Below are 20,962 nucleotides of genomic sequence, written 5' to 3'. Positions count from 1 at the left end.
TTTGTTTGAAAAACAAAACTTCTTTCGTTTCTTTTGTGTTTGGAAACAAACTCCGCGCTCGTCCGTAGCTTATTCCGAACTAATCGCCAATCGGCCGCTTTTTGCCGCTTCCTTGTATTCGCCGGGCGTCATGCCCGCATGCTTTTTAAAAAACCTGCCGAAATAAGACATGTCCTCGAACCCGATCATCCGGCCAACATCCTGCGCCTTCATATCCTGCGACGCAAGCAACCGCTTGGCTGTGCCGACCTTTAGATCCGCAATATAATCGGCCAGTGGGTATCCTTTTACCCTATGATAGATTCTCGATAAATAATGAGGACTCAAATGCACGATGTCCGCCAGTCGCGGCAGCGATAAATCCTTATCCAGATTTTCCAAGACATAACGATCAAGCTTATCGACAATTTCTCTTTTTTGGTCGGTCCGCTCCTCTTCGATCCGGTCAAACAGCGCATCGCCCAAGCGCAAATAAAAGTCTAACAAATCGCCCCATGTATCATGGGCATGATACGAAGACAAGGACGTCAGTTCAAAGGATTGTCCAACCGTCTGCGCCAGCTTGCGCTTATTCATAAAGCCCAGGAGCATCGCCGACACGGAGCTAAATAACTCAAGTTGCACAGAATAGCCGACAAACATAGTCTTCTGCCCCCACTCGAAAAGCGCAGACAAGGTTCTGCCGAACGCTTCCCGTTCCCGTGTTTCCAATTGCAGCCGCAACTTGGCGACGGTATCCTCGATATAATCGTACTCCCCGCCCGGCTTATCCTGATCTTCCGTCTCCTGTTTGGCCACGCCGCTTATAATAATTTCTTCGTCCAAGCCGATTCCTTGCTGAAGCAAACCGCACATCGCGCGGTATTCATAGGCAAGCGCATCCCACGCCACAGCGGGCGACGACAGCACGATCGACATCGGCAGCCGGAGGAGCTGCCGCACGGATTGCTGTATTTTTTCCAGCATTTCACGAATGTAGAGATGATGCCGCGCCGATTCCTCGTCATCGCTCACGGACTGGACGAGCCAAACGAAGCTCTTTCCGTCTTTGATGGAGACGATCCGGCTAAACGATTGCAAATACTCCTCCATAATATTGCAGGCGGCGTATTCCAGCAGCAGTCTGTCCTTAGGCGCCAGATGCATGGGCCAACTGTCGATGCGCCCGACGAGCAAGACCAGCGGGCCGCCGGACCGCAACGGAATATCGAGCATCGCCAATTGCTCGGGCAGTTCGCCAAGCGCATCCGCATCTCCGGACAGAAGCTTGCGCATGTACATTTCAATAAGTAACGGACGGGCGTCCTTTACTTGCTGTCGCGTTCTGTCCATGACGGCCCTTTCGCTGATTTCCTCCGCGATGCAGTCCATCGCTTTGCGGAGCAAACCAAGCAACGTCTCTCTATCCGACGGCTTCATCAGATAGTCGAACGCGCCATGACGCAGAGCAAACTGCAAATATTCGAAATCAGCATGCCCCGACAAAAAGATGACCTTGCAACGCGGCCAAAGCTCCCTGACATGCAGGGCCAAATCCAGACCGCTCATGCCCGGCATCCGCACATCGGTTATTAAAATATCGATGCGGCTCTCTTCGGCAATTCGTCTCGCCTCGCGAGGCGAATGGGCGTATCGGATATGCGTCTGCTCCAATTCGCTCAATATATTGCATACCCCGCGTACGATAAGCGGCTCATCATCCACTACGAGTATATGATGCATGCTGCCACTCCCCCTCTTCTTCCGTTCCGGCAAGCCCTGCTTCCATACGCAGCGTGACTGCCGTCCCGGCCGTCGCGACCGGATCAATGCAAACTCCGCTGGCGCTGCCGTACAGCAGCGCCAGCCTCCGATGAACGTTTGCTATGCCGTGCGTTTCCATTTCGTCGCGCCGGAGCGTCAGACTTTGCCGGACTTCCGCCAATCGTTCGGCGCCAATTCCTTTGCCGTTATCCTCCACCGTAATCGTAAGACACTCTTGTCTACAGCTTATTCGTACGGCGATTCGTCCGTTCTCCTCCGTATGCTCGTGACCATGTACAAACGCGTTCTCCATCACCGGTTGGATGATCAATCTAGGTACATGCCACCCGGACAAATCGCCTTCTACTATATACTCGCACGATATGCGGTTGCTAAAGCGGATTTCCTGTATCGCGCCATATACCCGGGCATGATTGAGTTCCTGTTCGAGCGGGATCATGTCGGCTTTGTTGTGCGTAATAAATTTAAAATAGTCGCCGAGATGCCTGGACAACGTTCGAATCCCGTCGTAATCCTCTTCGTCGGCCATCAAATACAAGATGTACAGGCTGTTGTACAAAAAATGCGGATTGATCTGCGATTGCAGTTGCTTCAGCTCCGATTGCTGGCTATAGATCGTTTTTTCGTACACTTCCTGAATCAATTCGTTTAATTTCCCGACCATCCTATTGAATTGCGCATACAAATAGGCAAACTCGTCATGATCGCGGCGCTCGATTACAATATCGAGCTTGCCCTGCTCCACCTTGCGGAAGCCGGTAATAAGCTTTTTGAGCGGCTGATGAATCAGCCGAAAAATCATAAACGAAGCGACCAGCACGATGACGATCGAAGCCGCCGACAAATACCCGTACCAACGTTTAAACGAATAGACGGGATCGAGTACGATATTTTCCGGCAAAGCCGTCTTTAGACTCCATTGCAGCATCTCGGATCGTTTGACAAATACGAGATAGGGCGTGCCGTCTATCGCAAACTCCCCGCTCCCGTCTCGCTCCAGCGCCTGAATTTTGCCTGCCGCTTCCGCGCCGCCCGAATGCGCAAACAGTGTCGCTTGATTATGATCGTCCGTCAAATAAGTTACATTGTCTCCATAAGAGCGGAACACGTCCATCTCCCGAGCGATTTTTTCGATCGACAGCTCGATGACCAGCAAATATTGGGAACGAGTCGCGCTCGGATATCCAAGCGGAAGCAATAGTCTACCACTGTAATACACCGGGTTAAATGTGCGGCTTTCTGCCTTGAGCAAGCTCTCGTACTCCCCTTGATCCATCGCATCGACGTTAAACCTGGATTTGGCCGACAGTCTTTTGTCCAGATTCGGCATCAAGACGAACACATCCTGAATCAACTTGCTGGATTCGGCCAGCATAACGATTTTCGACTGCAAGTCCTTAAACGCTTTGGTCCGCTCGTAATCGGTCAGCGTCGCCGCCCGAATGCTCAAATCGTTGAGATCGGCGTCATTGATAAACGTTTGCTGCAAGGTCGTAATTCGTTCGATCTCGTTTTCTAGCGACGTCATGACGTAATCTGTTTTTTGCTGCATCGAATTGGAAATTTCCTGCCTGACGACATCCGCCCCCTGCTGATTCATCCAGAGGCTGATCGCATAGATCGGAATCAAAATGAGGAGGAACGTGCCTACCAACTTTTTGTGAATCCCCCATCTCGGCTGCTTGTCCCGTGACATCGTCCCATCTCCCATCCTGCTTCGAACGCTAAGTCAGCCTGGAGCCCATCATCAGTTCCTCGATCAAGCCGCCTATCTCTTCGTCCGGCAATGCCGGCCATATCCATTCCCGCTCCGGAGCGGACGCTTTTACGCTCCACGTATAACGATTCGTTGCGGCATCGTAATAGATCGAATACCCTTCCGTTACCTCAAATAGATTTGCCCCTCCGCGCACGGCATACAGGGCAGTCACCTGATCCCAGCTTGAGCGGTTGCGGGCGGGCGCCTCCAAATAAGCCTCATACGCAAACTTTATCGGATGATCCGGCGGCATCCGTTCCATGAGCCGGGCGCCCGTCAGGATCGTCTCCCCCGCGGAGCTGACGGAGAGCGGCCCCGGCCACCGGTTAAGCACATTTTCAGCAGCCTCGGGATCCATCTTCCAGTTAAATGCATCCTCGCCTTCCGGAAACGTACCGCCGCCCATCACGACGAGCCGCTTGACACTCCGGCGAATCAGCTCCATACCGCTCATGCCGCTGATCGCGTCCGGGCCGGACTTCATTAGAGCGGACAAAACCGTCAGCAAGCCGACGGCGCAAATGACCACTTCCGTATGCTCGGCAAGCAATTGCCGGTATAAGGCGACCGCCTCAGGCACAGCCTCCCCGTTTTCGCCGAAACGGTTCGGATAATTTTCGGCGATCCGTTTGTTGTACCTCCGGGCGGGAGGGATCTGTCCGGCTAATTGCCTGTACGGGCCGAACCTGCTGGCTTCGCCGTTCCGACTGTCATCCTCGTCGCAGATCAGCGCGCCAACCGGAATATCCCCTCTGCCGTAATAACGATTGATCGCGTCGATGCACGGCGCGCCCCAACGCGTCGGCGCGTCGCAGACGACGGCGAGCAGCTTCGCTTCCTCCGTGCCGCATAATGTATGCAGCAAGGCAAGCGTCCCCGCATCGTCGCAATCCGTGTCGATATCCGTATCCAATATGACGTTTACCCGAACATTCATCCGATCTGCTCTCCTCTCCGTATGTCCCCGGTCTCCCGGTTGCTAGTTGGCGGCATTTACCCAGTCGTTGACCTCCTGGGTCATGATCTCACCGCCAAGCTCGTTCCAGTCCTTGACAAATTTATCGAACTCTTCGATACCGGACTGCCCGAGGATGATCTTGATCGTCATGACCGACTCCATCTTGTTAAGCGTCGCCATTTTCTCCGCCATCGTCGGGGTAGAACCGCCGAGAAACTCCGTATTTATTAACTTGTTCTCGTTCAAGTAGTAGTCGATAATTTCCATCCCCGCCCCGTCCATGCCGAACGAGCGGTAGAAACCCCAGCTGTTGCCGGCGATGTCGCCTTTCTCGAACCAATTTTGAATCGCGTCATAATAAAACCTTTGCTCCGTATCGAGCCCTTCCGGATTTTTGATCTCCAGCGCGGCTTTAACGGCACGATGCGCCTTCACGTTTTTGAGCACCGGAAACGCTTTGACCAGCCCGTATGGCCACGTTTCGATTTTTGTCTCCGCGTTGCGCGACAGCATCACGTCCGCATTGTCCCAGCTTTTATCGTTCCAGAAGTTCATCAGCTTTACGAGCGCCTCTGGATGCTGGTAACCTTTCTTGACGACATAGAAGGAGGTTGCCGATACGCCTACCTGAGCCAGCGCCGGCTGGTCGTCCGCCGACGGGAGCGGATAAGCCCGCCATTCCGCGTTCGGATCGCTCAGCTTGTTGTTCTTGAGATTCGCAAGCGGAGCGTACATCGGCCCGTACATCATGCCGACTTTGCCGGAAGCGATCAACTCGTCGTATTTCGGGCCATCCTTAACGCCGAATTCCTTATCGATGTAACCGGCTTTAAACATGTCCGCCAGCTTCTGCAGCGCAGCTTTCATTTCCGGTTGCGTACTGCCGTACACGATTTTGCCGTCCTGCCCCTCCACCCAAGCACCGGGGTAAGCGTGGAAGCCGTTAAAAAATCCAGGAATTTTTGCCTCTTTGACGAGCGCAAGCCCGTACGTGTCGTCCTTCGAGTTTCCGTCCGGGTCCTGCTCCGTAAACGCCTTTGCAATGGCGAACATGTTTTCCATCGTAGTCGGCTCCGGCAAATTAAGTTTCTTCATCCAGTCGTCTCGCACCCAAAGCATCGGGACTTCATCCAGGTTGCTGTTCGTGAGCGGGAGCGCGTAGAGCTTACCTCCGAACGTGGATGCTTTCATCGCAAGTCCGCCGTCTTCCTTCAACAAGTTTTTTGTAAAGGCCGATGCGTACCCTGCATACACATCGGTCAAATCCTCGATCAAGTCGGCTTCCACTAAACTTCTTAGCTGCAGCGCATCAACAGCCATGATATCCGGAGTATCGCCCGAGGCAATAGCGATGTTCGTTTTATTGGTGTAGGCTTCGCTGCCTTTGACGACCCACTCGTTTTTGATCAGAATCCCAAGCTCGTCGCGGTATGCATCGTACCAGATGTTGTTGTCGATCGAACGTCCTTCTTCGAATTTCATCGTTTCCGCCACATCCCGGCCCGTCGTCAGCACGATGGGCGGGTCGTACTTGCCCAGCGGGCCTTCCTTCGGCCATTCCTTCCACTCTTCGGTCTTCGTGCCGTTCGTCGGCTTCGCCGATTCCCTGTCGATCGGATCCGTCTCTCTGCCGCTGCAAGCGCCGAGCACCAAAAGCATTATCGCCAGCATTGCGGCTCCTGCTGATTTCATGGTGATGTTCGCCATGTCGTTTCTCCCATCCTTGTATGATCAGAACCGCAATGCCGAGATGCTAGCTCAGCGGAAATAAAGAGATTCCACGTCAGCCTTCCGAAACTTGTACGATGCTACATGTCAAGAAACCTTTGCATAATGGCCGCCATCTGGCTGCGCAATGCGTTGCTTTTGGGTGTCAGCTTCGCGTCGTAGCCCAAGATAAGCCCTTTGGCGTTGGCCCAGGCCATCGCATCCTTCGCATAGACGGAAACGGAGGCTGCATCGACAAACGTAGAGAGGTCGGCTCTCGCGGACACGTCATAACCTTTAAAGGATGCGTAACGGTACAGGATTGCCGCCATTTGTTCACGCGTGATGGGGTCTTCCGGGCCAAACTTGCCGTTGCCGTATCCGCCCACGATCTTATTATCGGTCGACCAGATTACCGCATCGGCATAATACTTACCGGCCGCCACGTCGCTAAAGGGATGGGTTGCGCCCACGGCAGGCGAACCTTCCAGTCGATACAAAATCGTCACCAGCATAGCCCGTTTGGTAGTTGCAGCGGGGCTAAATGCCGTGTCAGAGACACCCTTCATCAGACCTTTTTCATAGACGTATTTTACCGCATCGTAGAACCAGTCGGCTTCCTTAACGTCAGTGAACTGATTTTCCCAGACCGGCTGGGAAGTCGGTTCTTCTTCCTCTTCCTTGACGGGGATCTCCGGATCGTTGATAACAACGTTGCCTCCGCCGGATGAACCGCCGTTTATGCTCATCTCCTGCAATGCGCTCGCATAATCGGTCTTTTTGTTGCCGTTTGCGGCTTCGGAAAAGACATAAAGCTTATCGCCCGCACCAAGGATAACGCCGGACAGGTCAATCTTTGCGCTGCCGCTTGCACTCTGCGGCTTTACTATATTTCCATAGTATTTCATAGAGCCGTTTTGGTCTATGACCGCCGCCGAAATATAATCACTGGCTCCCACCGTTGCGCCTGTATAACCAATGGTCATCACCTTGCTTGCAGAGTTATATTCCGTTCTCTCTGCCTTGAAATTTCTGCTGTTGTCCCGAAGGGTCAGCTTCCACTCCGACGGCGTGCCGGCCGAAACTGTTTTCAGCGCGGCGGCGCCTACGGTTCCGCTCTGCTTGCCGCCCTGGGCAGCGGAGGAGAAGAGAACCGAAGACAGTGACAAGTTGATAGCCGGGCGAGCGCCGTCAGCGTAGGACACACGGGTATGGCGCTGAACGACCGAAACCACTCCAGCGTAGTGGGGCTTGTCCCCATACGGCGACCGCAGCCACCACCAGCCCGTATTGCCGCTGGCTGGATTCGTGATATAAGCCGCTTCCCGTTCATTATCGTTTTGGAAGTAGGTTGCCGCTTCCTCCCCCGAAAGGAAAAAGGCCTTTTCACTCCTCAACTCGCTTGCGCCATACTCCATATACGGTCCGTCCGTTTTGGTTGTTGCCAGCATAGCGGATAGCTCTGCAGCCGTAAAATAATCCGATCCCGCAAAGTTTTTGCTCCATGTCTGGGCGTCGCTGTTCTGCCACTCGTTGGGCTTAACCTGCCCATCGTTGTCGTCGCCGTCCCAAACGGCTTCAAAGGGCGTGCTTCCAAGCAGATATTTGGAAATGAGGAACGCGCCCCCTGTATTGGTGTTGGTTTTATCGGCATCCAGCACCAGCCAGGGCATCTCATAGCTTATACCGCCCTCTGTATACTGACCGTAATAAATGATGTTGCCGTCGGCGATCCCGCCCGTCCCGGCCATCGCCCCGGTTCCGGCAGCAAACGCCGCCGCGGGCAGCAGGGTCATCATCATGCTCAGACCGAGCATGGCCCCTATTATTCTTTGTTTCATACCGTATTTGCCTCCTTCTTTATCTAATTAGGGAAACCGATAGATGGCCATTCAAAGGGGTATCTTACCGGATTTTCAACGCTTTCGGGAGCCAGTAATAGATACTTATACCGCCATGATTTCTCAAAATGCACCGTCAACGTGTTTCCATCCAAAAGCATGTTGTCCCCGTTGATCGCGTCGGTTGCCATACTTCCGGGCAAAATCAGACCTTCGGGCAGAGTAAATGTCACATCCCTCGGCTGGTCTTCCTGGCTCAGATTCGCCGTAACCGCAACCACTGCACCGTCTGGGCGCTTGTAGTACGACATAGGCGTCTCCTCGTTGGATCCTGCAATTTGACTGTCGCTGTACAAAACAAACGGCGCATGGTTCAAGTCATAGTATTCCATCATCTTTGAACGCAGAAGCCCATCCAACCTCACCGGAATATCCAGCACCGCATTTACCGCCGATGCGGTATCGATCTGATGATAATTGAGGAAATTAATGGCCAACCCGGTCTGTTTCCCCATAGTGGCACGCAGCAGCTCCGGCGTGACCTCTCTGCGGAAAGCCTTTTCCGACGGATTTGCTTCTGCATTAAGGAATTGCTCGCCTTTCCAGATGCTATCAACAAAGCCGGCGGTCGGCGTCCATGTGCCGAGAGGCGTGTGCAAGTCCATATAGAAATCAGGGCGAATGGCTTTCCCCATCGTACGAATGCGTTTCATAAATCTTCTGTACTCAAAGATCGGATAGGACGACTGCAAAGCTCCGTCCCGATCGTAGTAGCCCGTGCCATGGTGCATGTTTCGATCTACTGGCGGAAGCGCGGTGGAGTCCATGTATAAACCGCCGATACCATCTTCCACAATCAATTTATTAATGCTCCACAACATGAAATTCTGGAACCGCCCCGCATAGGAGACATTTGCCCCGATATGGTTTGTATCCGACCGCACCCATCCGTTGGGAAGGAAAAACGGCTCCGTCACAATTTCGTCCTTATAATACTGGAATTCCGGCGTATTGTTCCCCAGTTGAAAGCCAATGTACGGAATAATAGGAATTCCATTGTCATTGGCAGCCCCCGCCAGTGTATGGAAGGCCTGTTTTCTCCCCGGCTCTCTCGTCATCGGATAACCTTGCGATTCCGTCCAGTCCTCATGGATTTTGATTAACTGGTAGTTGTCTTTCTTTAATCGGTTCAAAAAAAACGGCCAGTCACGGTTGTTGTTAAATTCGGGACCCCCTACAAAAATTCTCGCTGGATTGCTCGCATCAGGCAGCAGCTGATAATTCCCTTTCAACGCTCTCCCGGATTTGCTCTCATCTTCTACCTGGACCCAATCGATGGAGTCTCCGTTTTTCTCCTTTGCAGAAAAATCGTTGTAAACAAATCCGCTGCCGAAAACAATCTTTGCCTCTTGAAGAGAAGCATTCATCAGGTTGAAATCAAAGGGGATTTCTGCTTGCTTTGCAAAAGCGCCCGTATTATCCGTGATCCAAACCTCCAAGGCGGATTCGTTCCAGACCAGCCTGACATAACGCTCCCACCAGAAGTTCCATTCGTTCGTGTAAGTAAATTCTTTGATTTTATGGCGAACGCGGTTTGTGTTAAAACCTGTTTCCGTGGTCAAAAAGAACTTCGGAGAAGCCATGCTGTAGTACAGGCCAAAGCTGTTTCCATTAGGAAACTGGATCGCAACGACCGGCGTCGCCATTTCATTTTGCGGATCATCCGGATATCCGCCAGACCAGTTCGCGGTGACCGCATTGTATGGCGCCACATTGACCGTCAGATCGCCATGCTCTGCCGTCACATAATCTTTGGCGGGATAGCTCAATTGACCTTCGTTTTGCGAAAAGGTATTCATGGACCATTGTTCGGCGCCATAAGCACTGCTTCCATAAATGAAAACCTGTTTATTTTCCGCCTGAGGTCTGATAGGGGAAGCCTGGATGGCAAAGGTAAAGGTCAGGGGCGTGTCCCGGTTAACCTCGATCGCCTTATCAATCACATTCATCTCCAGCACATGGGCTCCGCCTTGCTTTTCCAACGCCAGCACCGCATCGGGGTTTTGGAACGACCAATTTTCTGTCGATTCGGCGACCCACGTCAGTCCCACCTGATCATTCCCCATAAAAATATGAGGCGTAAAGCTTCCTGTAGTCGCATCGGGAAACTTGCCCGAACGCCCCCCGCTCCAGTATGGATAGCTGCCTCTCAGGGGGGAATCGGTCGTATCCGCGTCAAACAGCGTCGCCGCTTCCGGCTTCATTGGAATTTTCACCTTGAGGTTTTGCAATTGAACCGGAACGTCAGCATCGGAGGACAGCTCCACATCAAAGCGGACAAATCCGTCATATTCCACCGTGCTGTTTACGCTCAGCTTCAAATCATCCGACGCCGACTCATTCAAATATTTTATTTTGGTATCCGTTTTTTCCACGCGAATGTCATTGGTTTCGTAAAACTGGAGTGCCCGCGCATCCGCCGCTCCCTCAATCTGTATCGGCGCTGCCAGGAGGTCCTGGCCCTGACTGGTGATCTGACTAACAAATGGAGAACCGCCGAAAGCATATTCCCTTCCCCAGACTTCTACTTTATTGCCAACCGTTTTTACGCCGGTCCATGGAGCGAGCACAATATCCTCCGTACCCAAGTCAGAATCCCACCATTCCGGCGTGACCGGCTTTTCCAGGGACACGGGAGGCAGCGCAAAGGAATCTCCGCTTCCCTTCAGCGTTGCAACAATCTGATAATTCCCCGCTGGATGAGAGCCCATAGCAAACGAAGCTTTAAATAAACCGGCAGGATCGGCGCTCGCCTCTAGCTCGGAAACGACTTCTCCTTGCTCATTCTTCAGCTCAAACAGACTGCTTTCCGCAGTAAATTCTGTATTAACATCCTTTTTGTCCAGGCCGAGCTCCACCTTCTGCTCGCTCCAATACGAACGCACTTGAAGCGGAGGCGGGATATGAACCGGTATTTTTCTGCTATAGTATACCTTTCCGCTGTTGATGTCGGTAACGATCAGGACGCAATCCCAATTGCCTTGCTGCAAGGGGTTAGTCAGCGTGAAATGACCCGTGGCTCCGGCAGCCACGGCCAGAGTCTGTTCCTGCGCGATCCCCAGAACCTCGCCGGTACTCCCGTTCCTCGCCTGTTGAACCGCTTTGATCGTCACTTCACTATTGGATAGATTCGTAAAGCCGGAAACCGTCTGAAATCCGTTTTTCAAATCATTGGCATGGACGGTCTGACGCACATAATTATTGTCCTGGGCCCCCCGATAAAGCCTGCCAAAAGCTGCGGGATCATGAAATGTCCCATTGTAATAGGGCGACCATGAGCTTTGAATCATGGCAGGAATCGACCAAGGTCCGGATCCGCCCTGATCTCCCGCCGACTGGGATCGGCCAATATTAAATCCGTATTCCTCCGCCGAAAAGCTGGCCAGCCCAAACAGACCTGCAGAAAGCTCCACTTCCAGGTCCCAGTATCCGTTCCCTGTTGTCGCGCTCGCTCTCCAATCCTCGTTGCTCCCCCAAGAGGCGTTTCTTCCCTGACCCTCGAATTTTGTTCCTATGGCATTAACAATAAACTGATAATAGGTCTGTTGCGCAAGATCCGGCTGGAAGAAAATCTCTACCGAATCCTCGGTAAACACCGGACCGTCGTGTTCCGTCACCTTGGCGCTTGGCTCTTCCTTTTGAAACGAACGAACCGCAATATACAGCTTGTCCTCCGTAAAGAAAACCTTAAAGGAAGTGGGCTCCGGCACCGCCTCTGATTTGGTAAAGGTCGCAAACCCCGCGCTTTGCGCCGCCCCGCTCCATTCTGTGTCGTCAATGACTCCGTCTATGACGGGGGTCTGATCCGCAACAGTCGGTACATGTATCGTTGTCATCGGCGGATCCGCCTCAGCGGCTCGCGCCGACGGCACCGTATAACCGGAGGTCAACAGGATCGCAAGCAACAGAACACAGGATATCGATTTATTAATAGTTCTCCTCATAGGATTAACACCTTCCCTGCAAACTTTATTTTTTAGAAATGGCCTGAATTGCCGTTCTATCGCCGCCTTGCACGTTTACCAGCAAACGTTCATCCGTTCCGATCTTTCGTCCGCCGGTGAATACAACGCGAAATACGCCTTTGCCGTCGGCGTTTGCCTTGCCCAATTCCTGCCCCGCCCTGTCAGTCACGGCAATGCTTGCATAAGGCAACGCTTTTCCCCGAATTTCCCCTTCACCTTCGTGCACAGGTTCATAGTCATATTCCAGACGATTTTGGCGGAAAGCATACTCTCCGATATGATCCGCCAGACTCTGCGGCAGGGTTAGCTCCGAGATTTGATTATTGGCAAAGGCCCGGTCGCCCAGGTCGGTCAGGCTAACCGGCAAAACGAGCTCCGTCAGCTCATTGCCCCGGAAAGCACTGCTGCCGATGGTCAGAAGCCCCTCCGGCAAAGTGAGATCGGAAAGCTTGTTCTGCTCAAAGCCGCTGTCGCCGACAGCGAGCAGTGTAAAGGGGAAATCCAGCACGGCAAACTGATTATAAGCAAATGCCGCCGCTCCGATATGAGTCAAACCTTCGGGCCAAACGACAGCAGAAAGCTTATTGTCACTAAAAATCCCGTCCGGTATCTCCTCCAAGTCCGCTGGGAGCTGCACCGCTTCAATTAGATTGTATTGGAATATCCACCCGCCATAAGTTTGGATCCCTTCCGGCAGGGTTACCTCGCTCAGCTTATTCCCGGAAAAAGCCGATTCTCCAAGGGTCTCGAGCCCCTCCTGCAATGAGAGCGCATTCATTTGGTTTAAAGCAAATGCCTCTTCGCCGATCTTTTTCAAAGCTGAGGGAAACGTGATCGTTTCAATATAATTGCTGTAAAAGGCGCGTTTTTCTATACGCTCAAGCGTGTCCGGAAGCGTAACGGATCTAATCTTTTTTTCCTGAAAGGCGCCTTCCCCGATCGCTTTCACCGTTATGCCTTGAACGGTTGCCGGTATCGTAATATCCTTATAGGCCGCAAATTGATTATTGGCTACCACGTACTCCGTGATAACCCCTTCGCCATTAATGCGAAACTGCTCGTCCGGCGTTGCGGCGACAATCAGTCCCATCGCCGCATTTACGACCCCAGACAGCAAAGCAACCGTCAACACGGCCAGCAATCCCCGGTATAAGCGCTTCTTGTTTTTTATCATTTTCTCCTTATGCTCCTTTCTGTTTCAAACCTCGTATACAGCCTTTGCTTAACCTTTTACGCTTCCAAGGACAATTCCCTTGACGAAGTATTTCTGCAAAAACGGATAAACCAACAGGATCGGAACGGAGGCAATAATAATTTGCGCCGACCTCGTAGTACGGTCTGAAATGCTTTGGAGGTTTTTCCAGTCGTCCGCCTTCAGGTATTTAAAGTCCGGCATCGTAATAACCGTGCGCAAAAAGGTTTGCAAAGGGTATTTCTCCGGCATATTCATGTAGATCATGCCGTCAAACCAAGCGTTCCAGTGACCGACCACCGTAAACAGAATAAGCGTCGCCAGCGCTGCCATCGAAGTGGGCACATAAATTTTCCACAGCGTCTGCCAATGCCCGGCGCCATCCATATAGGCCGCTTCGGATATCTCCTTGGGGAGCTGCCGGAAAAAATTAAGCAAAAGGATGACATTATAGACCTGAAGCGCTCCGGGGAGAACCAGCGCCCAGATGCTATCCAGCATATTCAGCTGTCTGACAAGCATGTATGTCGGAATTAATCCTCCTGCAAACAGCATGGTAAAAAACATAAACCAGACATAAAAGGTTCGAGGCCTAAATGTAAGGCTCTCCTTCGATAATGGATAAGCGGTGATGATCGTAAGGAGCATATTTAGCGGAAGCCCGATGGCGATTCGTTTGAGCGTCACGCCAAACGCTTGCCAGAATTCCTGGCGTTCTAAAACAAAGTTAAAAGAACTCAAGGTAAAGCTTTTGGGCCACAAAGTGACGGCGCCCTTAACAACTTCGTTGTTATCGCTAAAGGCGATGGCAAATATATGCACCAGCGGGGCAAGGCAGGTAAGCGCGAGTATTCCCAAAATGGTTCCGTTAACCACGGGAAAGATATATTTTGTATTTGTCCGTGTTCTCATCGTTAAGTTCACCCTCCCTTCTAAAAAATTCTGTAATCGGCAAATCGATATGCGCAATAATAGGAAACGGTAATAAGGATCAAAGAAAAGATCGACTTAAACAGCCCCACAGCCGCCGCCGGTCCGAACTTGGCATCGATCAGCCCCATCCGGTAGACAAAGGTATCAATAATATCTCCGGTTTCATAAACTCCGGCGTGGTACAGGTTAAAAATCTGATCAAATCCCGCATTCAAAATATTGCCAATGCTAAGAATCGCGAGCATCGCAATAATCATGCTCATTCCCGGCAGCGTAATGGATATCATCTGCCTAAACCGCCCGGCCCCGTCTATTTTCGCCGATTCGTACAGGCTTGGATTAATCGCTGTAATTGCCGCCAAATACAAAATAGTCGACCATCCGAATTCCTTCCAAACATCCGTAATAATCACCGTAGGCTGAAACCACTTAGGATCGCCTAAAAAGAAGATCGGGTTAAATCCCAGTGACTTTAGCAGATTGTTTACAATCCCGGTGGAAGGAGAGAGGATGTCGATCAATATTCCGCCCAAAAGAACCCATGATAAAAAATGGGGCAAATAAACAAGTGTTTGCAAGGTCCGCTTATACGCAGAGCTTCGAATCTCATTGAGAAAAATGGCAAAGGCAATGGGAATCGCCAGCCCCAATAGGATCTTGGCAAAAGCGATGATAAGGGTATTCTGCAACACCCGGTAAACAAAGGGGTTGGTCGCGATCAGCTCAAAGTTTTTAAGACCTACCCATTCTTGATTTCCCAAAAACCCTTTGGCAGGAATAAAGTCCTGAAAAGCAATGACGATGCCCGCCATCGGGATATAGCTAAATACAATCAGGAGTATCATCGCAGGCAACAGCATCAGATGTAGAGATAAGTTTTTCGATTTTTTAATTACATTCATGTTGATCATCTCCGCTAAACGGGGGGCAAAAGGAGCCCCCCTTACTTTGCATATGCGCCTTATACAAGCACGCTCATCATTTCTTTAAGTCGAGCTATTTGGCATTGGCATACCAATCATTGACTTCCCGGGTAATATCATCGCCCCCGAGCTTCTTCCACTCGGTCACGAATTTGTCAAACTCCCCTATGTCCTTCTGTCCGGTTATCATTTTGACAAAAGCCTCGGATTCAAGAGTCGACAAGGTGGAGCCCTTATCGCTCATCGTCTGTGTCGGAGCGCCGCGGTATGCATTATAGACCCACAAATCATTATCAAAGTAATATTCGATAGCTGCCTGCGCGATTTCTCCCACTCCGCCGTTACCCAGCATCCGGTAAAATCCCCACACAGTTTCATCCTTTTTATCCGTCCATTGCTTAACCTTGTCAAAAACAGACTGTTCGACTGCATTGGCCGGAGTCTCGCCCGATTTAACCAATTCGTTCATTCTCTTGTGATAGTGCAGGTTCTCTTCTAGTGTCGGCACGGATACAGGGGACAGTTTCCATAGTTCTTTGCCGTCCTCGGAGTTGCTATATTTGTTAGGATCTTTTGGTCCAAGTGTTTTTAATAGGTTCATCATCTTAACCAAAGCTTCGGGATGCTTAAAGTTTTTGTTTACAACATAGTAGCCTGCTATTCCCGAATCGGCCCTCGGCTTGGCAACCGAGCCGTCCGCAGCCGGAATCAGATACGGCCGCCAGTCAGCTTCCGGATGGTCGCGGCGGCTGTCCTGCAGCGGATAGATGCCGTTCCACATAAAACCGTACATCATTCCGTGCTTTTGCGAAGCAATGTCCTGTGCAATCTTGTCTGCGGGCTTAACATAAAATTCGGGGTCAATTTGCCCGTCTTTATACATCGCCGCCAAGTTTTCAATGACGCCCTTTGTTTCGGGAAGGATGCTTCCGTTAACAAGTTGCCCGTCTTTTTCCATCCAGGATCCCGGATAGGCATTGTAGCCGTAGAACATGCCTCCTAAATCTTGTATATAATCTTTGCTGATCGCCAGTCCGAAAGTGTCGTTTTTGTTATTTCCGTCCGGATCGTTATGGGTAAACGCTTTACTGATTGCATAGACATCATCCATCGTTTTCGGAGCAGTCATGCCTACCTTTTCCAGCCAGTCCTGACGAATCCACAAAATGCCGCTTGCGTTATCGCTGACCGACCACATCTGCGGAACGGCGAAAATCTTACCGTCTTTTTTTGCCGCAACATACGGGTCGAAATTATAGGTCGTATAATTTTGTTTGACCTCGTCTATTCCATATTGTTCAATAATGCCGCCAACGTCCTGTATGATATCCGCTTTGATCGCGGACTGTAATTCAGCCGTATCCAGCGTCATCACATCGGGAATATCTCCTGACGCCAAAGATAGATTAAGCTTCTGCTTGTATTCTTCTGGGCTCTTGGCGATCCACTTGTATTTCACCTTGATGCCAAGCTCCTCCAAAAACGCCTTCGTCCATACATTGTCTTCCAACGTGACACCGTCGGTCAGAGTCGTTTTTTCGAATTGGTCGCTGATGCTGCCGACAAAAGTGATCTCAATCGGCGGATCATATTTCCCAAAGGGATCTACCTTTACTTCTTCTGGGGACTGACTATCAGTTGGGGCCGTTGCCGATGCGGCGGCAGCCGGATCAGAGGACTGTGTATTATTGGCACACGCAGCGATCGTGGACACCACGGCTGCCGCACTTAGAATCGTAATCATCTTCCTGACTTTGTTTACCATATTCACCCTCCTAATTAAAATAGTATCTATAATGTAGAGGTGCACGCTCTACTATAATTGTAGAAACAACGGCGGAAGCGGACAATCGGATTCTGTTGACTCGACTGGGACTTTGTTGTCCAGTTTTGGCGCTTGACGAATCCCTTCTATCGCCCCTTGGACCATAAAAAAAAGACCCGCATTCAGCGAGTCTCTATCGATAAACTAATAAATTTCACTCTAGCGTCGCGCTCAGACGATCACGCGGTAATGAAGATGAATAATGCCGCTTCGGAAGCGGCGTTCGCCAAGCAGCTCTAGTCGCATGAGGAGGTTGTCCGGCAATGCTCGCTTACCTCCGCCCAAGACGATCGGATTAAGAAGCAGATGAAACTCGTCGATTAGTCCAGCGCTCATCGCCTGACCAGCAAGCTCGGAGCCGCCAATCGTAATGTCGGCTTCTGCAGACTCCTTCAGCCTCCGGATCGCATCAGGATCGAATTCGCGCTCGAGCCTGGTCCTTGCGCTTGAAACCGCCTCAAGCGTCTGGGAATATACGATCTTTTCAGCCGCCCGCCAGATCTGCGCAAATTCCCGCATGACCTCCGGTTGATCGCCTGGCTTGGCGCTCGCCGTCTCCCAGTACACCATCGATTCGTACAATCGACGCCCGTATAGGTATGTGCCAATCGACCGCTGGAAGTCCGTCCAGAACGCAAACTCCTCGTCACCGGAGATCGTCCACTCGATATTGCCGTGCTCGTCCTCCATGTACCCGTCCAAAGATACGTTGGTATTGTAGATCAGCTTAGCCATTTCAATAACACCCTCCCACTTTCATATTCCAACGAGATCAAGGCTTGCTTAAAACATAGAAACATCGTTTTTATATTAACACATAATGGAAATATTTCACCTTAATTGTTGCTCATCCGTTTTCCTCCTCGAGATTCATCATTCATGTTGTAAAGCAATTGCATATTTATTAGGATAAAAGCATGAGCCAATCCTAGAGGCTCTCTTCTATTAAACTATAACCAAGGGGGTGACGCCCGATGCCGTTTCGCTTTCAGGCCGATCAATATCCGACAAACGCTGGCTGCTACCTAATGAAAAATAAGGAAGGCGAGCTGTTATATATCGGCAAAGCCAAAAACATTAGAAACCGGCTTCGTTCTTATTTCACCCGTCAGCATACAGAGCGCAAGTTAATCCAACTGGTTGAGCAGGTTGCTTCTATAGATGTAATGCTCGTCAATAATGAAGCCGAAAGCCTGCTTCTCGAAAATAATCTCATTAAACAGCACAAGCCTCCTTTTAATCGCGCCTTGATCCGAGAGGATAGCGGCTATGCTTATTTGCAGCTGACAGAGGAGGAATTTCCTCGTCTAGCTATTTATTATAGAAATCGTGATGATCAAATATCTGCTTCCAAATCAGCCGCCGCCAAAAAGTTCGGCCCATTCAAAAGCTCCCGTTACCGCGATGAGCTGGCCAGCTACATAACGGAACAATTCGGACTGCGCTCCTGCGAAGCCATGCCGAAAAAAGTATGTTTGCTCTATCATATTCACCGCTGCAGCGGCATTTGCGAAGGGCTGATCGACAAGAAGCAATACCAGCTGCAGTCCGAAGAGGCTGCGCTGTTGCTTTCAAGGCCCGCGCATGAAATAATCGCCTCATTATATGAGCAAATACAAAAGTGTTCGGATGCGCTGCATTTCGAAAAGGCGCAAAAGCTGCTGCTGACGGCTCAAAGCCTGGAGGCGGCGGCAAAGGAGAAACAAATCGTCGAGCGCCAGACGGATACGAGACAAGCTGTGCTCTATTTTGGCGACAATGAAGTATGTATACTCGCTATTTCGCATGGTCTCATAACAGACATTCATATCGAACAGCTGCCGAAAGGATCTCATGATCACGCAGAGCTATCCGACGCTTTTATTGTTCAATATGATGCTGAGCATGACCCGGATGAAATCATCGTTAATCGCATTGGCAACCGTCAGCTTCTAGTTGATAAAATACAGCAGCTGCGCAAGCAGAAGGTTATAAAGCGCCAGCCTGCGCTTACGATCCCCAAGCGCGGCGTTAAATACGAGCTGCTGCAGCTTGGGGAACGCAATTATTTTCATTATATGGAGCAACGGAAACAAACTTCGAAAAAAGAAAGCATCGATATTCATGATGCGAATATCGATGCTTCCAATTTATGAATATGCGTTCTATGACTGGGTTTTTCGAAAGGAGCGGCCAGCCCTTCTTCCTCTTTAAGCTAAACGCGGAAACAACGGTCCTGCCAAGTTGTCTCCCGCAACAAGCCCCGCCCCGTCTGTCACCAGATGATTTCCGCCGCTAAATGTAACACCATCCTCGAAGAAAATTATCGCAAGCGCCCTGCGCGGCTTGGCGGTGTTGTTGGCGTGAGCGTAGTGGAAGGTCATGCCGTCGTGAAACGTGCAACTGCCAGCTTTCATCCGGACGATGACGGCGGTGTTCCGATCCGCATTGGAAGCGCCCTCCTGTCCGAAAATATCTTCGGGCGAAACCAAATCCACGCCTTTCAGATTCTTTATCTTTTGCGACTTGGGCACGAACATCATGCAGCCGTTGTTCTCGTCTACGTCGTCGAGGGCGATCCATATAGAGAAAGCTTGCAGCGGTTTACCGTTGTCGACCATCGGCCAGTAAGGACGGTCTTGGTGCCATGGCGTCGGCTTGGAGTCTCCTGGCATCTTTAATAGGGCGTGATCATGAAACAACCGAACGCCAGAGAACCCCGTCAGTTGCTTGCCAAGTTCCGCGAAACGATTACGCAGCACGAACTTCCCCATACCACCGTGATCTCTCCATGTATTGACCTTCTGGTTCAGGACCTTACTGTAAGCGCCTCCTTGTTGATCCGTATGAACCGCTTTTCCCCCTTCGTTATTCATCACCTCGTCCATGTACCCGCGAAGCTCCTCCAATTCCTCTTGCGACAATACATGATCCATTTGCACGAACCCGTTTTCACGGTAAAACCCCACTTGTTCCTCTGTTGCCTTTACACTTTTCCCCAACATTTCTGCATGCCCCTCTCACTCCATACTTGTGCTTTCTTAGCTTTACATTACAACTTCATTGGCTTACAATCTTGGGGTATTGAAGAAAAAACTAAGACTATCTACCAAAACACTCGGGGGTAATTAAGAAATGATCGAGATGAGGGGGCAGCAGTTTTTCGATGATCCGTCTTTCCCTTTTTTTATTGATCGGTACACCATAAAGCAAAATGAAATCATTTCTCCGCACAAACATGATTTCGTGGAATTCGTCTACATCGTATCCGGAAACGCGATGCACGAATGGATGGACAAAAACAGCCCTCTCTCTCCCGGTGATGTGTTCGCTATAGAACCAAACACAGTTCATGGCTATATCGGGTCTTCGGACCAGGAAACTATCGTTTACAACATCTTGTTTCATCGGACGTTACTCGAGCGGGAAATGGAAGCTTTGCTTCGTTTTCCGGCATTCATCGACTTTTTCTACCTTGCTCCTTTTTTGCGCAACAACGCATCGTTTGTCCCGTATACCGCATTAGACAACTATCAGCGTCTGCAACTCGAATCGCATCTTCGCGTTATGCATGAAGAGTTTAAGCAGCACCGCGACGGGTTTTCCATCATCATTAAAAGCCGATGGATAGAGTGTTTGGTGCTGCTCAGTCGTTACCATAATGAAAACCGTGAGTTGCTTCAAGCCCCAAACACGCCATCCAGTTACGATTGGATGACGTCGATCGTCGACTTCGTCGAACGGCATTGCGAACAAGAGTTGACGCTTATCAGCCTCGCGGAAACATGTCGAATGAGCGTTTCTTCCTTTACCGCAAAGTTCAAGCGCGCGACCGGTATGAGTCTCGTCGAATTCAAGCATGCTGCCCAAATTCGTCGCGCCTGCCAAGCATTAAAGCAATCTGACGACAAAATAGCCATCATCGCGATGAACGTCGGCTTTAACGATATTAGTTTTTTTAATCGCATTTTCCGTAAATACACAGGGTGTACACCGAGGGAATTTCGAAAGAATAGGAATAGGAATTGAAATTTTGTTTTCTCGGCATACCGGACG

Annotated in this window: 14 protein-coding genes; 2 read left to right on the top strand and 12 right to left on the bottom strand. The window is 50.7% G+C overall.

All coding sequences use genetic code 11. The annotated features are described in order from the left end of the window. Positions 1-69: 69 nt before the first annotated feature. The 11 genes from KJW29_RS31140 to KJW29_RS31090 form a co-directional block, all read right to left on the bottom strand. Positions 70-1,722, bottom strand: coding sequence for a response regulator transcription factor (locus KJW29_RS31140; protein ID WP_214627515.1), 1,653 nt, complete (start codon positions 1,720-1,722; stop codon positions 70-72). After that, complete coding sequence (locus KJW29_RS31135; RefSeq protein WP_214627514.1) at positions 1,697-3,460, bottom strand: sensor histidine kinase; 1,764 nt, start codon at positions 3,458-3,460, stop codon at positions 1,697-1,699. Before KJW29_RS31135 ends, KJW29_RS31140 begins: the two co-directional genes overlap by 26 nt. 28 nt (positions 3,461-3,488) lie before the next feature. Continuing rightward, a complete protein-coding gene (locus tag KJW29_RS31130; protein ID WP_214627513.1) occupies positions 3,489-4,460 on the bottom strand; it encodes a nucleoside hydrolase in 972 nt (323 codons plus the stop codon). Positions 4,461-4,502: 42 nt separating this feature from the next. After that, positions 4,503-6,188 carry an extracellular solute-binding protein gene (locus KJW29_RS31125; RefSeq protein ID WP_214627512.1) on the bottom strand — a complete coding sequence of 562 codons (1,686 nt, stop codon included), beginning with the start codon at positions 6,186-6,188 and terminating at the stop codon, positions 4,503-4,505. A 101-nt stretch (positions 6,189-6,289) separates the two neighbouring features. Further along, complete coding sequence (locus KJW29_RS31120) at positions 6,290-8,029, bottom strand: S-layer homology domain-containing protein (protein WP_214627511.1); 1,740 nt, start codon at positions 8,027-8,029, stop codon at positions 6,290-6,292. 23 nt (positions 8,030-8,052) lie between these two features. Continuing rightward, positions 8,053-12,033 (bottom strand): carbohydrate-binding family 9-like protein, encoded by a 3,981-nt coding sequence (locus KJW29_RS31115; RefSeq protein ID WP_214627510.1) that lies wholly within the window; start codon positions 12,031-12,033, stop codon positions 8,053-8,055. A gap of 25 nt (positions 12,034-12,058) precedes the next feature. Then, positions 12,059-13,228 (bottom strand): leucine-rich repeat domain-containing protein, encoded by a 1,170-nt coding sequence (locus KJW29_RS31110; RefSeq protein WP_214627509.1) that lies wholly within the window; start codon positions 13,226-13,228, stop codon positions 12,059-12,061. 48 nt (positions 13,229-13,276) lie between these two features. After that, entirely contained in the window at positions 13,277-14,158 is an 882-nt protein-coding gene (locus tag KJW29_RS31105) for a carbohydrate ABC transporter permease (protein ID WP_214627508.1), read from the bottom strand. Between the two features lie 20 nt (positions 14,159-14,178). After that, positions 14,179-15,081 (bottom strand): ABC transporter permease, encoded by a 903-nt coding sequence (locus KJW29_RS31100; protein WP_425517476.1) that lies wholly within the window; start codon positions 15,079-15,081, stop codon positions 14,179-14,181. 94 nt (positions 15,082-15,175) lie between these two features. Next, positions 15,176-16,867, bottom strand: a complete 1,692-nt coding sequence (locus tag KJW29_RS31095; protein WP_214627506.1) for an extracellular solute-binding protein — start codon at positions 16,865-16,867, stop codon at positions 15,176-15,178. Positions 16,868-17,098: 231 nt separating this feature from the next. After that, positions 17,099-17,662: a dihydrofolate reductase family protein gene (locus tag KJW29_RS31090; RefSeq protein ID WP_214627505.1), complete on the bottom strand. Its 564-nt coding sequence runs from the start codon at positions 17,660-17,662 to the stop codon at positions 17,099-17,101. 239 nt (positions 17,663-17,901) lie between these two features. On the opposite strand from KJW29_RS31090, the gene KJW29_RS31085 reads away from it, so the two are divergent. Continuing rightward, positions 17,902-19,062 carry a GIY-YIG nuclease family protein gene (locus KJW29_RS31085; RefSeq protein ID WP_214627504.1) on the top strand — a complete coding sequence of 387 codons (1,161 nt, stop codon included), beginning with the start codon at positions 17,902-17,904 and terminating at the stop codon, positions 19,060-19,062. A gap of 54 nt (positions 19,063-19,116) precedes the next feature. Here KJW29_RS31085 and KJW29_RS31080 read toward each other — a convergent pair whose 3' ends face one another. Beyond that, on the bottom strand, positions 19,117-19,911 hold the full coding sequence (locus KJW29_RS31080) for a phytanoyl-CoA dioxygenase family protein (RefSeq protein WP_214627503.1): 795 nt from the start codon (positions 19,909-19,911) through the stop codon (positions 19,117-19,119). A 130-nt stretch (positions 19,912-20,041) separates the two neighbouring features. Here KJW29_RS31080 and KJW29_RS31075 point away from each other — a divergent pair, with 130 nt between their 5' ends. After that, positions 20,042-20,935 carry an AraC family transcriptional regulator gene (locus tag KJW29_RS31075; RefSeq protein WP_343222710.1) on the top strand — a complete coding sequence of 298 codons (894 nt, stop codon included), beginning with the start codon at positions 20,042-20,044 and terminating at the stop codon, positions 20,933-20,935. Positions 20,936-20,962: the final 27 nt, after the last annotated feature.

It is taken from the genome of Paenibacillus agaridevorans, from assembly GCF_018604145.1.
Taxonomy (GTDB): domain Bacteria; phylum Bacillota; class Bacilli; order Paenibacillales; family Paenibacillaceae; genus Pristimantibacillus; species Pristimantibacillus agaridevorans.
The sequence above is the reverse complement of the archived record's forward strand: the minus strand, read 5'-3'. Positions and strand labels throughout refer to the sequence as shown.

Coding starts and splice junctions, on each gene's coding strand:
- KJW29_RS31125 (WP_214627512.1), bottom strand. CDS start 6,188: ATGGCGAACATCACCATGAAATCAGCAGGAGCCGCAATGCTGGCGATA.
- KJW29_RS31140 (WP_214627515.1), bottom strand. CDS start 1,722: ATGCATCATATACTCGTAGTGGATGATGAGCCGCTTATCGTACGCGGG.
- KJW29_RS31095 (WP_214627506.1), bottom strand. CDS start 16,867: ATGGTAAACAAAGTCAGGAAGATGATTACGATTCTAAGTGCGGCAGCC.
- KJW29_RS31135 (WP_214627514.1), bottom strand. CDS start 3,460: ATGTCACGGGACAAGCAGCCGAGATGGGGGATTCACAAAAAGTTGGTA.
- KJW29_RS31130 (WP_214627513.1), bottom strand. CDS start 4,460: ATGAATGTTCGGGTAAACGTCATATTGGATACGGATATCGACACGGAT.
- KJW29_RS31110 (WP_214627509.1), bottom strand. CDS start 13,228: ATGATAAAAAACAAGAAGCGCTTATACCGGGGATTGCTGGCCGTGTTG.
- KJW29_RS31100 (WP_425517476.1), bottom strand. CDS start 15,081: ATGAATGTAATTAAAAAATCGAAAAACTTATCTCTACATCTGATGCTG.
- KJW29_RS31090 (WP_214627505.1), bottom strand. CDS start 17,662: ATGGCTAAGCTGATCTACAATACCAACGTATCTTTGGACGGGTACATG.
- KJW29_RS31120 (WP_214627511.1), bottom strand. CDS start 8,029: ATGAAACAAAGAATAATAGGGGCCATGCTCGGTCTGAGCATGATGATG.
- KJW29_RS31075 (WP_343222710.1), top strand. CDS start 20,042: ATGATCGAGATGAGGGGGCAGCAGTTTTTCGATGATCCGTCTTTCCCT.
- KJW29_RS31105 (WP_214627508.1), bottom strand. CDS start 14,158: ATGAGAACACGGACAAATACAAAATATATCTTTCCCGTGGTTAACGGA.
- KJW29_RS31085 (WP_214627504.1), top strand. CDS start 17,902: ATGCCGTTTCGCTTTCAGGCCGATCAATATCCGACAAACGCTGGCTGC.
- KJW29_RS31080 (WP_214627503.1), bottom strand. CDS start 19,911: ATGTTGGGGAAAAGTGTAAAGGCAACAGAGGAACAAGTGGGGTTTTAC.
- KJW29_RS31115 (WP_214627510.1), bottom strand. CDS start 12,033: ATGAGGAGAACTATTAATAAATCGATATCCTGTGTTCTGTTGCTTGCG.